This window comes from Gilliamella sp. X-46, assembly GCF_057063525.1.
The window spans coordinates 41,556-57,228 of sequence record NZ_JBXSQH010000003.1 but is presented as its reverse complement, the minus strand read 5'-3'; the positions used below and the strand labels follow the sequence as shown (position 1 = coordinate 57,228).

General features: G+C 40.4%; 10 protein-coding genes and 2 pseudogenes. 7 read left to right on the top strand and 5 right to left on the bottom strand.

The features are described 5' to 3' along the window. Positions 1–57 precede the first annotated feature (57 nt). The 6 genes and pseudogenes from ilvG to ACYIAJ_RS04615 form a co-directional block, all read left to right on the top strand. Complete coding sequence (gene ilvG, locus ACYIAJ_RS04640; protein WP_483560434.1) at positions 58–1,734, top strand: acetolactate synthase 2 catalytic subunit; 1,677 nt, start codon at positions 58–60, stop codon at positions 1,732–1,734. A gap of 3 nt (positions 1,735–1,737) precedes the next feature. After that, complete coding sequence (ilvM, locus tag ACYIAJ_RS04635) at positions 1,738–1,968, top strand: acetolactate synthase 2 small subunit (protein WP_483560433.1); 231 nt, start codon at positions 1,738–1,740, stop codon at positions 1,966–1,968. Positions 1,969–2,069: 101 nt separating this feature from the next. Then, positions 2,070–2,999, top strand: coding sequence for a branched-chain amino acid transaminase (locus ACYIAJ_RS04630; protein ID WP_483560432.1), 930 nt, complete (start codon positions 2,070–2,072; stop codon positions 2,997–2,999). Positions 3,000–3,118: 119 nt separating this feature from the next. Continuing rightward, positions 3,119–4,969 carry a dihydroxy-acid dehydratase gene (gene ilvD / locus ACYIAJ_RS04625; protein WP_483560431.1) on the top strand — a complete coding sequence of 617 codons (1,851 nt, stop codon included), beginning with the start codon at positions 3,119–3,121 and terminating at the stop codon, positions 4,967–4,969. 1 nt (position 4,970) lies between these two features. Then, complete coding sequence (gene ilvA, locus ACYIAJ_RS04620) at positions 4,971–6,515, top strand: threonine ammonia-lyase, biosynthetic (RefSeq protein WP_483564414.1); 1,545 nt, start codon at positions 4,971–4,973, stop codon at positions 6,513–6,515. Between the two features lie 108 nt (positions 6,516–6,623). After that, a pseudogene (locus ACYIAJ_RS04615) lies at positions 6,624–6,977 on the top strand (IS3 family transposase); the annotation flags it as partial. Between the two features lie 110 nt (positions 6,978–7,087). On the opposite strand, the gene ACYIAJ_RS04610 reads toward ACYIAJ_RS04615, so the two are convergent. From ACYIAJ_RS04610 to ACYIAJ_RS04595, 4 genes and pseudogenes are all read right to left on the bottom strand, one after another. Further along, positions 7,088–7,327 (bottom strand): hypothetical protein, encoded by a 240-nt coding sequence (locus ACYIAJ_RS04610; RefSeq protein WP_483560772.1) that lies wholly within the window; start codon positions 7,325–7,327, stop codon positions 7,088–7,090. A 227-nt stretch (positions 7,328–7,554) separates the two neighbouring features. Further along, complete coding sequence (locus ACYIAJ_RS04605; protein WP_483560771.1) at positions 7,555–9,210, bottom strand: hypothetical protein; 1,656 nt, start codon at positions 9,208–9,210, stop codon at positions 7,555–7,557. Between the two features lie 404 nt (positions 9,211–9,614). After that, positions 9,615–10,637: a Fic family protein gene (locus tag ACYIAJ_RS04600; RefSeq protein WP_483560770.1), complete on the bottom strand. Its 1,023-nt coding sequence runs from the start codon at positions 10,635–10,637 to the stop codon at positions 9,615–9,617. Positions 10,638–10,703: 66 nt separating this feature from the next. After that, a pseudogene (locus ACYIAJ_RS04595) lies at positions 10,704–10,863 on the bottom strand (tyrosine-type recombinase/integrase); the annotation flags it as partial. Between the two features lie 395 nt (positions 10,864–11,258). On the opposite strand from ACYIAJ_RS04595, the gene mutS reads away from it, so the two are divergent. Continuing rightward, a complete protein-coding gene (gene mutS / locus ACYIAJ_RS04590; RefSeq protein ID WP_483560769.1) occupies positions 11,259–13,817 on the top strand; it encodes a DNA mismatch repair protein MutS in 2,559 nt (852 codons plus the stop codon). A gap of 107 nt (positions 13,818–13,924) precedes the next feature. Here mutS and dld read toward each other — a convergent pair whose 3' ends face one another. After that, the gene (gene dld / locus ACYIAJ_RS04585) at positions 13,925–15,622 is read right to left on the bottom strand and encodes a D-lactate dehydrogenase (RefSeq protein WP_483564413.1); all 1,698 of its coding nucleotides are present in this window, start codon (positions 15,620–15,622) and stop codon (positions 13,925–13,927) included. Between the last annotated feature and the right edge of the window lie 51 nt (positions 15,623–15,673).

Below are 15,673 nucleotides of genomic sequence, written 5' to 3'. Positions count from 1 at the left end.
AAAGCGGGGGTTTTTTTATGAACAATGAATGGGCAAAAAGGAACAAGTGAGGTATCAATGTTAGGAACACAGTGGATAGTAAAAACCTTAAAAGAAAAAGGCGTTACCACCGTTTTTGGATATCCCGGTGGACAAATTATGCCTTTATACGATGCGCTTTATGATGGCGGAATTGAGCATGTACTATGCCGACATGAACAAGGTGCGGCTATGGCGGCTATTGGCTATGCTCGTGCAACCGGAAAAATCGGCGTTTGTATTGCCACATCAGGCCCAGGTGCAACAAATATCATTACAGGGCTTGCCGATGCCTTAATTGATTCAGTACCAATTGTTGCTATAACAGGCCAAGTACCCACTAAACTTATTGGCACTGACGCCTTTCAAGAAGTGGACGTATTAGGATTATCACTAGCCTGCACCAAACACAGCTACTTAATTGACGATGCCAAAGACTTACCCAACACCTTAGAACAGGCATTTAACTTAGCCAATGCAGGAAGACCAGGGCCAATATTGATTGATATACCCAAAGATATACAGCTTGCAAACCTAGACTACCAACACTATTTATCGCCATCCTTATCAAAAACAACTCAAGATAATACCCAATTATATCCAATTCAACCTGATGATATAAACCAAGCCAAACAAATGATCGCCCATGCCCAAAAACCGATACTTTACATTGGAGGTGGTGTTGGGCTTTCTGGCGCAATAACAGAACTAAGGGAGTTCATGGCATTAACACACATTCCAAGTGTATCAACATTAAAAGGGCTTGGCGTGGCTGATCTTAACAACCCCTACTATTTAGGATTAATTGGTATGCATGGTGCCAAAGCGGCTAATTTAGCGGTACAAGAATGCGATTTATTAATCGCCTTAGGAGTACGCTTTGATGACAGAGTAACAGGCAACCTTAACGAGTTTGCACGACATGCAAAAGTGTTACATATCGATATCGACCAAGCTGAAATCAACAAATTACGTCAAACCCATTTAGGATTGCAAGGAGACATAAAACAAGTCTTACCGCTTCTAAACCAAACCGTATCAATAAACGCATGGCATCAAAGAATTAATGAATTAAAAGCATTGCACCCAACCCGTTACGATCACCCTGGCGAGGCTATCTATGCGCCAGCATTATTAAAAAACCTATCGGAACGTAAATCGGCCGATACCATTATCACAACCGATGTTGGACAGCACCAAATGTGGACAGCCCAACATATGAGTTTTACTCACCCACAAAACTTCATTACATCGAGTGGGCTTGGTACTATGGGATTTGGTTTACCTGCCGCTGTTGGAGCGCAAATGGCAAGACCGAATGACTGCGTTATTTGCATATCGGGCGATGGTTCTTTTATGATGAATATTCAAGAATTAACTACCATCAAACGTAAACAACTACCAATAAAAATTGTATTAATTGATAACCAGCGACTAGGCATGGTTCGCCAATGGCAAGAGCTATTTTTTAACGAAAGATACAGCGAAACAGACCTATCTGATAACCCCGATTTTTTAATGTTAGCCAAAGCGTTTGACATACCGGGGCAAAGTATCAGCAAAAAATCACAAATTAATACAGCGCTTGATAACCTGTTTAACTCAACAGGCGCTTACCTGTTACATGTCTGCATAGATGAATTAGAAAACGTATGGCCACTAGTACCGCCCGGCGCTGCCAATGAAAACATGCTAGATAAAAGTGGTAAGGAGTAATCAATGAATGAACAAACGCAATATCAATTGACTATAAAAGCGTATGATAACTTAGGAACGCTAGAACGAATATTACGTGTAATCCGTCATCGGGGTGGGCATATCAAATCAATACAAATGCAAACAATTGAAAACAACGCATTGATAATGACACTAAAATTAACCACCGAAAGAACGTTATCAACATTACAAAATCAAGTCGCAAAATTAGAAGATGTCATCGCGATTGAATAATAAAACTTTAAAAATAACTTATTATTTAATAATAAATTAAGCAAGATACTTAAAAAGCAAAATAGATGCTTATCAAATAAAAAATAAAGAGGAAAATAAAAATGAGTTCTACAGCAAAATCGGATTATATTTGGTTTAATGGCGAAATGGTTCCATGGGCAGATGCCAAAGTACACGTCATGTCACACGCCTTACATTATGGCACATCGGTATTTGAAGGAGTTCGTTGTTATGACACACACAAAGGGCCAGCTATTTTTCGCCACAAAGAACACGCACAACGATTATTAAACTCTGCCAAGATTTATCGTTTTCCTGTACCTTATTCGCTTGAAGAGATCATGGAAGCGACTCGCCAAACCATCAAAAAAAATAATTTAAAAAGTGCTTATATTCGCCCACTAGTCTTTATTGGTGATGTGGGTATGGGCGTTAACCCACCTGAGGGTTATAAAACCGATGTCATGATTGCCGCATTCCCATGGGGTGCTTATCTAGGTGAAGAAGCCTTAGACCAAGGTATTGATGCAATGGTCTCATCATGGCACCGTGTTGCATCCAACACCATTCCTGCAGCCGCTAAAGCCGGTGGTAACTATTTATCATCATTATTAATTGGTTCTGAAGCACGGGCCAATGGTTTCCAAGAAGGTATTGCGTTAGATGTACATGGTCATCTATCTGAAGGTGCTGGCGAAAACCTATTTATCATTAAAGACAGTATCTTATACACGCCAGTTCTTTCATCTTCTGCGCTACCGGGCATCACACGTGATGCAGTATTAACGCTAGCGCGCGACATTGGCATTGAAGTACGTGAACAAACATTGTCTCGGGAATCACTTTATTTAGCTGACGAAGTCTTTATGACAGGCACTGCGGCCGAAATCACACCAGTACGTAGTGTTGACCGCATTCAAATTGGCCTTGGTCGCTGTGGTCCAATCACCAAACAAATTCAACAAACATTCTTTGGTTTATTTAATGGTAAAACCGAAGATAAATACGGTTGGTTAGATCCAATTAAATAAAAAATCATCCCCCACTAACTAGCTTAGTGGGGATTTGTTTTAAACATCGAATTAACTATACCGATTTATTGTCAAAACAAAATTAAATCGTTTGCATAATAAAAACTTGGGAGCAAGAAATGCCTAAATATCGTTCAGCAACCTCGGTCGAAGGTCGAAATATGGCTGGCGCTCGTGCATTATGGCGTGCAACTGGCGTCAAAAATGAAGACTTTGGTAAACCCATCATTGCGGTGGTCAACTCATTTACCCAATTCGTACCTGGACATGTCCATCTAAAAGACATTGGTCAACTTGTCGCCAAACAAATTGAAGCATCAGGTGGTATTGCCAAAGAATTCAACACTATCGCCGTTGATGACGGCATCGCCATGGGGCATGGTGGAATGCTGTACTCATTACCATCACGCGAACTCATTGCAGATTCTGTTGAATATATGGTTAATGCGCATTGTGCTGATGCTATGATCTGCATCTCAAACTGCGACAAAATCACCCCCGGCATGTTAATGGCCTCGTTACGCTTAAATATTCCAACCATCTTTGTTTCTGGTGGCCCAATGGAAGCGGGCAAAACCAAACTTTCCGATCAAATTATTAAATTAGATCTGGTCGATGCCATGATCCAAAGTGCTAACCCCAATGTTAGTGACGAAGATAGCAAAGCGATTGAAGAATCAGCTTGCCCGACTTGCGGATCTTGCTCTGGCATGTTTACCGCCAATTCCATGAACTGCTTAACAGAAGCATTAGGGCTTTCACTACCGGGCAATGGCTCATTAGTTGCTACCCACAAACAACGTGAACAACTCTTTTTACAAGCGGCAAAACGTATTGTTGAAATTACCAAACGCTATTACGAGCATGATGACGAATCTTACCTACCGCGCGCTATCGCAACCAAAGCCGCTTATGAAAACGCCATGTCATTAGATATCGCCATGGGGGGATCAACCAACACCGTTTTACATCTGCTAGCAACAGCTCAAGAAGGCGAAATCGACTTCACCATGTCAGATATCGACAGACTATCACGCAAAGTTCCACACCTATGCAAAGTAGCACCAAGTACTGCCCAATACCATATGGAAGATGTACACCGCGCAGGTGGGGTTGTCTCAATCATGTCTGAATTAGACAAAGCCGGCCTACTCAACCGTAACGTTCACAACGTACTAGGCTTATCATTGCAAGAAACTTTTGCCCAATATGACATCAACCAAACCAACGACGAAGCGGTCAAAAAAATGTATCGCAGTGGTCCTGCCGGAATTCGCACCACCAAAGCGTTCTCACAAGATTGCTATTGGGATTCACTTGACAATGACCGTATAAATGGCTGTATACGTGATAAAGCTCACGCCTATAGCCAAGACGGCGGACTGGCAACGCTCTATGGCAATGTTGCACAAGATGGAGCAATAGTTAAAACCGCAGGGGTCGCTGCTGAAAATTTAATTTTCCAAGGACCAGCCAAAGTATTTGAAAGCCAAGAAGATGCTGTTGATGCCATCTTAGGGGGCAAGGTTGTGGCTGGTGATGTAGTTGTTATTATTTACGAAGGTCCAAAAGGTGGCCCGGGAATGCAAGAGATGCTTTATCCAACAAGCTACTTAAAATCAATGGGGCTTGGCAAAGCCTGCGCACTGATCACCGATGGCAGATTTTCGGGTGGATCCTCAGGCTTATCTATTGGTCATATCTCACCCGAAGCTGCAAATGGTGGTGTAATTGGTCTTGTGCGCGATGGAGATATTATTGATATTGACATTCCAAATCGCAAATTATCGTTAAAAGTCCCAGAAGACGAACTTGAACGCCGTCGCGTAGCCGAACTTGCCCGTGGTGACAAAGCCTTTACCCCTCATAATCGCGATCGCTATGTCTCTTATGCACTAAAAGCTTACGCAAGTCTAGCAACAAGTGCAGATAAAGGTGCTGTTCGTGATAAAAGCAAACTAGGTGGTTAACGTGAAACAACAAAATAACAAGCTCACCGGTGCTGATTACTTAAAGGCAACACTGTGCAGCGCCGTATACGACGTGGCCGAAGTCACTCCACTTGAAAAAATGGAAAAAATCTCAACAAGATTAAACAACCAAATTTTTGTCAAGCGCGAAGACCGCCAACTCGTCCACAGCTTCAAAATCCGTGGAGCACAAGCCATGATAGCCAGCTTAAGTGAAGAAGAACGCAAATGCGGCGTTATTGCCGCATCGGCTGGCAACCATGCGCAAGGAGTGGCTTTTTCGGCTACAAAATTAGGCATCAGTTCTTTAATTGTTATGCCACTAACAACTGCCGATATCAAAGTTGAAGCAGTCAAAAGCTTTGGTGGCGAAGTACTCCTTTATGGCGCCAATTTTGACGAAGCCAAAGCGAAAGCCATGGAACTGGCAAAAGAACAAAAACGTATCTTTATTCCACCGTTTGATCACCCGCTTGTGATTGCAGGGCAAGGCAGTATTGCCATGGAATTATTACAACAAAACGCCAAGCTTGATCGTATTTTTGTACCCGTGGGCGGGGGTGGACTTGCGGCGGGTGTTGCGGTATTAATCAAACAAATCATGCCATCAATCAAAGTCATTGCAGTCGAGCCTAAAGACTCCGCTTGCTTAAAAGCCGCATTAGATGCAGGTCATCCTGTTGATTTAGAGCGTGTCGGGCTCTTTGCCGAAGGCGTGGCTGTCAAACGAATTGGCGATGAAACATTCAGACTTTGCCAACAATATATTGATGATATTATTACCGTCGATAGCGACGAAATTTGCGCCGCAGTAAAAGACCTGTTTGACGACGTCCGTGCAATCGCCGAACCATCTGGCGCTGTTGCACTAGCAGGGCTAAAAAAATACGTAGAACAGCACAACATCAGTGGCGAAAACCTTGCTCACATATTATCGGGAGCGAACTTAAATTTCCACAACTTACGCTATGTATCAGAACGTTGCGAACTTGGCGAAAAACGCGAAGCACTCTTAGCCGTCACAATTCCAGAAAAGAAAGGCAGCTTCTTAAAATTCTGCCAACTTCTTGGTGGGCGCTCAGTGACCGAATTTAATTACCGCTATCATGACGAAAAGTCTGCTTACATCTTTGTCGGCATCAAAATAGCACAAAGCAACGAAAAAGACGACATCATGCAAGAGCTTACTGCCGCAGGCTACCCAGTTGTCGATCTAACCGAAGACGAAATGGCAAAACTGCATGTACGCTACATGATTGGCGGCAAACCATGCAAACCACTACAAGAGCAAGTGTACAGCTTTGAATTCCCAGAATCACAAGGCGCTTTGCTTAAATTTTTACAAACATTAGGCACTAATTGGAATATTTCAATGTTCCATTATCGTAGCCATGGCACCGATTATGGTCGAGTGCTTGCCGCGTTTGAAATTAGTGAAAATAGTAATAGTGAATTTGATGAACATTTGACTGAACTGGGTTATGGTTTTCATAATGAAACACAAAATCCATCGCTTCAATTGTTTTTGACAAATCAAGGGAAGTGATATTGTTTTTTTATAAGGTGATTTTTGGTAAAAAACAGCAAGAAAAAACTTTAATAAAATCAATATCTTTCCTGAACGTTTTTTGGGCGGAAAATCGGGCCTTTTTGGGTTGGTGATATGTTGGATAAAGCCATTAATAAACTCAAAAAAGACGATTTTCCTATTTTACATTCCGACCAAGGTTGGCATTATCATATGTGTTATTATCAGCAAAAGCTAAAGGAGAGAAATATCGTACAAAGTATGTCTCGAAAAGGAAATTGCTTAGATAATGCTGTTATTGAGAACTTCTTTGGATTGTTAAAATCCGAGGTCTATTATTTAAATAAGTATGATACTATTGAGCAGTTAAAAGCGGATATTGAGGAATATATCCATTATTATAATCATAGAAGAATTAAATTAAGCTTGGACAAAAAGAGTCCTGTTCAATATCGGGAGTATTATTTTCCAGCAGCTTAGTTTTTTTGTACAACTTTTGGGGTGCAGTTCAAAATCCCCTAAATCGGACGTGATCACGATAACTATTTTGTACATAAAAGGTCAAAACGTCCGAAACCACTGCACTCAATTCATTTTATCCACCAACCCAAAAACACATTAGGATAACGTTTATTGATGACATTAGCCGGAAATCCACCACATACAATAATTTGGTCGAGTTTTTTAATATGCTTGATTATCGGCTTTAGGTTAAATCCTAATAATTGACTCATTACGTAAAATGACTGGTTATAAGCCTTTAAAAAAAGACCTTCTTTCAAAAAATGTATCGGATTTTCACTTAATGCTAATTTTTGTTCTATTTCCATTACATGACTTCTCTTTATTTATTTGATTTTACCCCTGAGCCACCGCCATCAACACTTTCAGCGTCGTCGGCGGCGGGGGCGGTGCGATTGTGGCTTCGCCGCAACAGCGCAACCCTAAGGGAATATGCCCCAACTTACGCAGGGGCGTTATTCTTTGTTAGATTGTCCTCTCAGGCACCATAAGGGCCGCCCCCGCGGTCCAAGGATTAAGGACTAAGATATAAAAGCTAAGGTGCGGCACAAAGGCCAGAGAAGTTTTTGTTAGCACCATCGCCGCCGACATGGCCGTGGGACGAGTAGACAGTAAAGCCATTACTACCTGTCGCGTCGCTTGACCAATAGCTGGCGTTGGCGAAGCCCGCATCAGCGTAGTTGTACATGACGCCCCACTCCGTAAAAAATCCTGCACCTATATGACGCATGTAATTATTATCAGATGAGCTAGGCGTAGCGCCAGAAATAGTAGGATTGGCTGCATTGGTTAAATCACTTACCCTAGGCATCCGATAACCCAAACGACTACACCAATATATTTGGTTAGACAGAGTATCAGCTATATAACTCCGATTGACGAACCACTGCTTTAACACAAATCCATACTTCACCTCATTACCACTACTATCCCTACCCACCAACTCAAAGGTCTGTGGCAAAGATGGTACGGTAAGTCTACTAGGACTACTTGAGCTTATTTGAGTACTACTTGCCCTAGGACCGCTTAACTTAACACGTGCAACAACTTTTCCTCTATCAGCACTAAGAATCCAACCATCATTAGCTGCTACACTTGTCACAGTAGCTGTTATATTACCACGAGTGACCGGAGACCACGTCAACTGACTTGCATCAACTCCATCTATGAGCAAATCAAAATACAATCCATCTGAACCTGTAGTTGGAAAGTTTTGGTCGTAAGATGAAGAATCATTAGACTGAGTTAAAAAACCCTTAGTAGAATCCCACATGCCAGATGGACCTGCGTACTTGTCTGCACCATATTCAAGATTCGGCCTTGCGTACTGGACAAAGTAACAACTACCAGAAGAATTCGGCTCTATGTAATACGTCGCAGCACCTCCACTAAAATTGTTACTGTTCGGCACACCATATTGTGTAGTTATACTTCCCCCTGCACTACTTAAGGTTACCTTATAAGGTGCACTACATTTACTTAATGCATCACCACGACTAACAGTTGTGCCATATTTATCCTTTATTGCTAACGATATAATCCCTGATGCAGTTACTCCATTAATTCCCTGTCCATCTCCATCATCATCTCCCCAACTCATTTGGCTAATTAGACGACTTAAAGTGGTATATGTTGCACCCGACGGTATTACCATATGAATATCATTAAAAGTAAAATTACCACTAGGTAATATTATCGGGTTTGTTGAACTCGATGTATTAGTTGATGGCCTGATAACCCGACCATCCTGCAACTTAATAGACAATAAACTATCTGTATCCGTTGCCTTTGTTCGACCACCATCAAATGTTAAATATGGCCCACTTCCGTGAATAGTATTGGTTGTATTTGCCGTTAACGCCTCTGTACCCTGCGTATAGGACAATAACAACAATGCCGCAAAGAACAATGCCGATTTAGATAACAATGAAGGTCTAAACAATACTGGCGGTTTGGATAGTAATGGCAGCCTTAATAACCACTTGGATATCGACGATAATTTTGTCGAAGATGTTATCGAAGAGTCCGCCGAAGACATCGCCAGTAAAGACCTCGATGACGGCGTCGATTTCGCTACGCGAAATGACTTCGGTGATGAAAATAAGAATTGAGTCCGGTTTTGAATACCGTGAAAATTAAAAAGATTTAGGGCATAGGTTTGGCAGGCCAGATGCCAGATGCCAGATGCCATGCATGGTAGCGCATTTCGATAATCCTGTCAAGTAATTTATTGTTTTATTTATAATTTTTATAACTAACAGCTCGACTAACGAGCTTTTCCTTGCTTTGAAAGCGCTTAAATTATAACCGCTTGATTAATAATGCGCTAGTTTTTCCGTTAAAAATTTGTAAGGTTTTGTTAATGATTGAGTCAACCTATGTTGGCATACTGCTGGGAACGGGTTTTGATGGTGATTTTAGGCTAAAAACCACCAAATAAAAACATCAATAAAATCAGTACCTTTTCTGACCTGTTTTTGTGGGTTAAATGACTATTATAGGGGCATGCTATTTTCGGTTTTATTGGTTTATTAGTTTTCGGCACTTTGTCAAAGTGGTATCAACCTTTGATTTTATTGAAAACCTCATATTAAATTATTCTAAAGAAACAACACTCCAATAGCCAGCCTTAGTCGCACTACCTAAACGTTTTAATAATCCTTGCTCCTGAAGCTGTTTGAGGTTACGTTCAATCGTTCTAGTGCTCACACCTAATTGTGCTGATAGATCCGTGATAGTTGCTGTTGAATCATTTTTTAGTATCTTTAATATACTTTTAGCTGTTTGAGTAATCTTAATAGTATTATTTTTTTCCGACAATTCTCCGTCATTTTCTCCGACATTATTCTGATTAGATGTGTCGGTAATACTTGCTTTTAAACTACTCGCAATAGTTTGCAACATGAAGTCTATAAAACAAGTACAATCACCTGCTCGATCTGCTTCACCAAGTACTTGATAGTATTTTTCTTGATTTTCACAAACTAATGTTTCAACAGGTAACCAAGCTAACTCCTTACGCCATTCACTTAGAATCAATGTTTGCCATAAACGCCCCATTCGTCCATTACCATCTGAAAAAGGATGAATAAACTCTAACTCATAATGAAAAATACAACTTTTAATTAAAGGATGAATATCTGTCTGATTTAACCAATCAAAAAGCGACTGCATTAATATTGGTACACGCTCAGCCTGAGGAGCCATATGAATAAGCTGATTTTCTCGATAGATCCCAACACCACTATTACGCCAATTCCCTGAATATTCAACTAAACCTTTAGTAAGTAGCTTATGTGCTTGTTGAAAATGTTTTATATTGCCACTATTCCATTGTAGAAGTCTTTCATAAGCAAGTATTGCATTACGAACTTCCTGAACATCGCGCACAGGACCTAAAACATGCTTACCATCCATAATAGCGGTAACTTGCTCTATGGATAAACTATTATGCTCAATTGCTAAAGATGCTTGAATAGTTCTGATACGGTTTTCTTTACGTAGTTGTGGTGATGCAAGCCTACCTGTTGCAGACCAATGCCCTAATAATTCACTTATTTCAGAAATAGAATTTATAATTGCAGGCGTAATATTATAAGGTGGTGAATATTTGCTCATTATAAATATCCTTTCTTACTTTGAATTTTGCTGTAATTCATCTAAATAATCGCCCCACTTTTGTAACTATTCTTTACACTCATTATCATAACTATATAGAATAAGTACCTTCAATACCTTTACGTGAATACCCTAATACAGCCGTAGCGACCTCACTCAGACATTGTAATCGAGATAATCCTGTGCGTACAGTGCGTCGTAAATCATGAGGTAACCAATGTGGTAATATGAATAAATAGATATAATGAGATCGATCACATCTTGCCCAGAAATATCGGTCGCAACTATATTTCCCCATGTTTTACTGGATCTGAATACAAAGTGCGTCTTACCTCATCTTGACCTTTAGGCTTACGAGCACCTTTTATTAGTTTTCCTTCACTAGTAAAACGATCTTCAATATATTAAGTAAGATAAAATTGCCTCTGCTACAAAACAATAATCGGTTATAATGGCTCAATCACATGTTAGTATGACCAACTTGTTAATTATACAAAAAAATCATTAACTCATACTTTTAGTCATACTAATAATTGCGTTTAAATGCAATTTTATGATACTTAATAAGGTAAGCATTAAAACATAAAAATTTGAAATAAAACAATATATAGAAATATCGCCATGATTAAAAACGAAAACTTAACCAACCACACCCCAATGATGCAGCAGTATTTAAAACTTAAAGCTGAAAACCCGGATATTTTGCTTTTTTATCGCATGGGTGATTTTTATGAGATGTTTTATGATGATGCCAAGCGTGCCTCGCAGCTTTTAGATATTTCGCTCACAAAGCGTGGTTCGTCAAATGGTGAACCGATTCCTATGGCGGGTGTACCGTACCATGCGGTTGAAAGTTATTTAGCCAAGTTAATCTCGCTAGGTGAGTCGGTGGCTATTTGTGAACAAATTGGCGATCCGGCAACGAGCAAAGGACCTGTTGAGCGCAAAGTTGTGCGTATTGTCACGCCGGGCACGGTCAGTGATGAATCATTGTTAGAGGATCGCAAAGATAATTTACTTGCTTCAATTTGGCAACATAAAAATCATTATGGTTACGCCACGCTTGATATTAGTTCTGGTCGCTTTTATGTGTTTGAATGTGATAGTTTCGAAGCAATGCAAGCTGAATTACAACGCACGAATCCTGTTGAATTGCTATATCCAGAAGAATTTCAATCCATGCCATTAATTGAACATCGCCATGGTCTACGTCGCCGTCCACAATGGGACTTTGATCTTGAAACGGCAAAACAACAGCTTAATTTGCAATTTGGCACTAACGATTTAGTTGGATTTGGTGTAGAAGCGTGCAATTATGCTCTTTGTGCGGCCGGTTGCTTATTGCAATATGTTAAAGATACCCAGCGCACTGCACTACCCCATATACGTTCAATTATTAAACAATCAGCATATGACTTTATGGTATTAGATGCCGCAACACGCCATAACTTAGAAATAACCGAAAACTTATCGGGCGGTACATCTAATACTGTTGCTGACGTGCTAGATAAAACGCAAACCCCTATGGGCAGTCGAATGCTTAAGCGCTGGTTGCATTCTCCCATTCGTGATATTAAGATTTTGCAAAACCGCCAAGATGCCATTGCCGAATTACAACATCATATTGATGACGCATTACCGTTATTAAAACAAATGGGCGATCTTGAACGTGTTTTAGCAAGATTGGCACTACACACGGCTCGCCCACGGGATTTTGCGCGTTTGCGTGATGCATATAACTTATTGCCACAGTTACATCTTTTATTAGGACAATTTAATTCACCTTATTTACAGGCGTTACGTGCCAACATTAATCAATTTGATCATATTGCAACATTATTAAATAACGCAATTGTTGAAGTGCCACCGGCGATTATTCGTGATGGTGGCGTGATTGCAACAGGTTACCATAGCGAATTAGACGAACTGCGTAATCTGGCCGATGGCGCAACCAATTACCTTGAACAACTTGAAATAAGAGAGCGAGAAACACTCGGCATTGATACATTAAAAGTCGGATTTAATGCCGTTCACGGCTATTACATCCAAATTAGTCGTGGACAAAGCCACCTTGCACCGATTCATTATACAAGACGTCAAACACTGAAAAATGTAGAGCGTTATATTATTCCAGAACTGAAAGAGTACGAAGATAAAGTACTTACCTCAAAAGGTCGAGCATTAACGCTTGAAAAACAACTTTACGAACAACTGTTTGATCTATTAATGCCCGACTTAGCTGATATGCAAACCAGCGCAGAAGCAATTGCGGAACTTGACGTTTTAACTAATCTTGCCGAGCGAGCATTAACGCTCAATTATCAACGTCCAACATTGTCAACACAAGCAGGTATTGAGATCCAAGACGGACGTCATGTTGTCATTGAACAAGTGCTACAAACGCCGTTTATTCGCAATTCGCTGCACCTTTCACCAACAAGACGAATGTTGATTATTACAGGTCCGAATATGGGTGGAAAGAGTACCTACATGCGCCAAGCCGCATTGATTGTATTGCTTGCTTACATTGGTAGCTTTGTCCCTGCATCAAAAGCAGTAATTGGACCTGTTGATCGCATTTTTACGCGCATTGGTGCTTCTGATGATTTGGCGTCTGGTCGTTCCACTTTTATGGTCGAAATGACCGAAACGGCCAACATTATGCACAATGCAACAAAACAAAGCCTAGTATTAATGGATGAAATTGGTCGAGGAACATCAACTTACGACGGGCTTTCGCTTGCTTGGGCCTGTGCCGAAAATCTTGCCAATGAAATCCAATCAATGACACTATTTGCCACCCACTACTTTGAACTAACGCAACTCCCCGAGCATATGCAAGGCGTTTATAACGTCCATTTTGATGCCATTGAACATGACAACACGGTCGCTTTTATCCACGAAGTTTCTGAAGGTGCCGCTAGCAAAAGTTTCGGAATTGCCGTGGCAGGGCTTGCCGGCGTGCCTAAAACGATTTTGAAACGAGCCAAACAAAAATTAAAAGAGTTAGAAGTTATCTCAAAACAATCGGCTAACAGCAGCATCGATAAATCACAACTCTCTTTTATAAACGAACCTGAACCTTCAGAAGTTGAAGAAGCTTTAAAACAGATCGACCCTGACGCGTTAACACCAAAACAAGCATTAGAAATTTTATATCAATTAAAAAAGTTAGTGTGATTTAAATAACCACTAATTGTTCTATTGCGATATTATTCTAAAAAAACCGCTAGATGTGATTTCTAGCGGTTGGTTTTAATTATGAATAGCATCTAGAATTTAAAAAATTAAGCCCAATTTTTCTTCTTAGATGTTTTACCTATGCCCGGATTAAGACTGTTTGTAGGATCAAGCTCTTGATAGAATTTTTTCAAATCCTCATTGGCATGATACAAATGCCCCACATTGTGCTCGGCTGGATATTGCGCACCACGCTGATCAAGCAATGCTAAAATCTCCTCCTTAACTTTATCGCAATCTACCCCTTTTTTAGCAATATAATCTTGATGGAACACATAACAGAAAAAATGCCCATAATACATTTTGTAAATAAAGTTTTGATCGATGCTTTCTGGCAGTGTTTCAAACCAATCGGTATCATTACGCCTTAGTGCAATATCTAATGCAACAATGTTTTCTACTGTTTTGCTATGTACATTTCGGTAAGACGTTGCAGCCCCCGCTGCCGCAAAACGGTGTAACATTGCCGCTTCGGCCTCTTTTTCATTGCACAAAAAATAATTACCATTTTTATTTTGAAAATAGTCTTTCAAAAAAGCTTCAGCTTCAGCAATCCCATCATCTGCCATCTTTAAAATAAGATGATGTTCATAACGATCACGATAATCACGCAATGACTTTGGTAAATGATTAGGTAAAAATTTGCAGGCGAAGATAGAAAACCGATCCGAAAAGTTTTTAGGGAAAAATGGGATTTTTGCCGTAACACGATCAACCCAATTTTTAAAAACAAACATGCGCGGCATCATATCGGTACCTAACTTCTTAATAGCTAGAAAGGTCGGTTTTCCATAAACTGCAGCAATATCAAACGCCACACGATGTATATATTCACCCGACACAGGCAACGTTTTAAACTGCCCTAAAATATGGCGACGAATACCATTTAGTTCATTAATATCATTGGTACCGATATAAAAGACTGCCGATTTTTGCTCAAGTGGAAAAGTATCAAGACGCACCGCAAAAACCATCAAGCGCCCTGCACTACCTGATGCTTCATAATGACGGGCGGGATCAGCATTAAATCGTGCAGGTGTATCAGCATCAATTTCACGAACATGATCACAATAATGATGATCATGCCCTAAACCAGCATCACGTTTAATATCCTTATCGGTATAGGTATGATTTTGCAAGTTCTGTAAAATCGTTTCTGGATCATCCCCCAGTTCAATCCCTAAATGATTCACTAAGCGCAACTGCCCTTGCTGGTCTAATTGCGCAAACACTGCCATTTGTGTATACGCTGGCCCACGCTGAATAAGTGCGCCACCAGAATTATTACAGACTCCGCCCATCACAGAAGCGCCAATGCAAGATGAACCAATGACCGAATGCGGTCCACGATGATATTTTTTTAACTCTTTTTCTAACCTAAATAATGTACTACCCGGCAAACAAACAACTTGCTCACCATTTTCAATCACTTTAATCCCATCTAATCGACGAGTACTGACAATCACAATGGGACGATCATAATCATTACCATCGGGTGTCGATCCCCCTGTTAAGCCCGTATTGGCTGATTGTGTGATAACAATCACGTCCGCTTCAACACACGCTTTTAATACCTGCCACTGCTCAACTAACGTCCCGGGTAAGACAACGGCCAATGCATCACCCTCACCAAAACGAATACCTTGACGATAAGGTAACGTACGGTTAGGGTTTGTTAAAGTATATTTATGTCCAACAATACCTTGTAGCTGCTCAATGAGTTGAGCTGTTTGATTACTTTTCATATCGGTATTTCCTATGCATATTGAAGATTGGGTTGTGTTAATAATGGTTAT

What these genes read in the sequence shown, in the direction of transcription:
- ACYIAJ_RS04630 (WP_483560432.1), top strand. Translation starts at nt 2,070, where the DNA reads ATGAGTTCTACAGCAAAATCGGATTATATTTGGTTTAATGGCGAAATG.
- ilvG (WP_483560434.1), top strand. Translation starts at nt 58, where the DNA reads ATGTTAGGAACACAGTGGATAGTAAAAACCTTAAAAGAAAAAGGCGTT.
- dld (WP_483564413.1), bottom strand. Translation starts at nt 15,622, where the DNA reads ATGAAAAGTAATCAAACAGCTCAACTCATTGAGCAGCTACAAGGTATT.
- ACYIAJ_RS04600 (WP_483560770.1), bottom strand. Translation starts at nt 10,637, where the DNA reads ATGAGCAAATATTCACCACCTTATAATATTACGCCTGCAATTATAAAT.
- mutS (WP_483560769.1), top strand. Translation starts at nt 11,259, where the DNA reads ATGATTAAAAACGAAAACTTAACCAACCACACCCCAATGATGCAGCAG.
- ACYIAJ_RS04610 (WP_483560772.1), bottom strand. Translation starts at nt 7,327, where the DNA reads ATGGAAATAGAACAAAAATTAGCATTAAGTGAAAATCCGATACATTTT.
- ACYIAJ_RS04605 (WP_483560771.1), bottom strand. Translation starts at nt 9,210, where the DNA reads ATGGCATCTGGCATCTGGCATCTGGCCTGCCAAACCTATGCCCTAAAT.
- ilvM (WP_483560433.1), top strand. Translation starts at nt 1,738, where the DNA reads ATGAATGAACAAACGCAATATCAATTGACTATAAAAGCGTATGATAAC.
- ilvD (WP_483560431.1), top strand. Translation starts at nt 3,119, where the DNA reads ATGCCTAAATATCGTTCAGCAACCTCGGTCGAAGGTCGAAATATGGCT.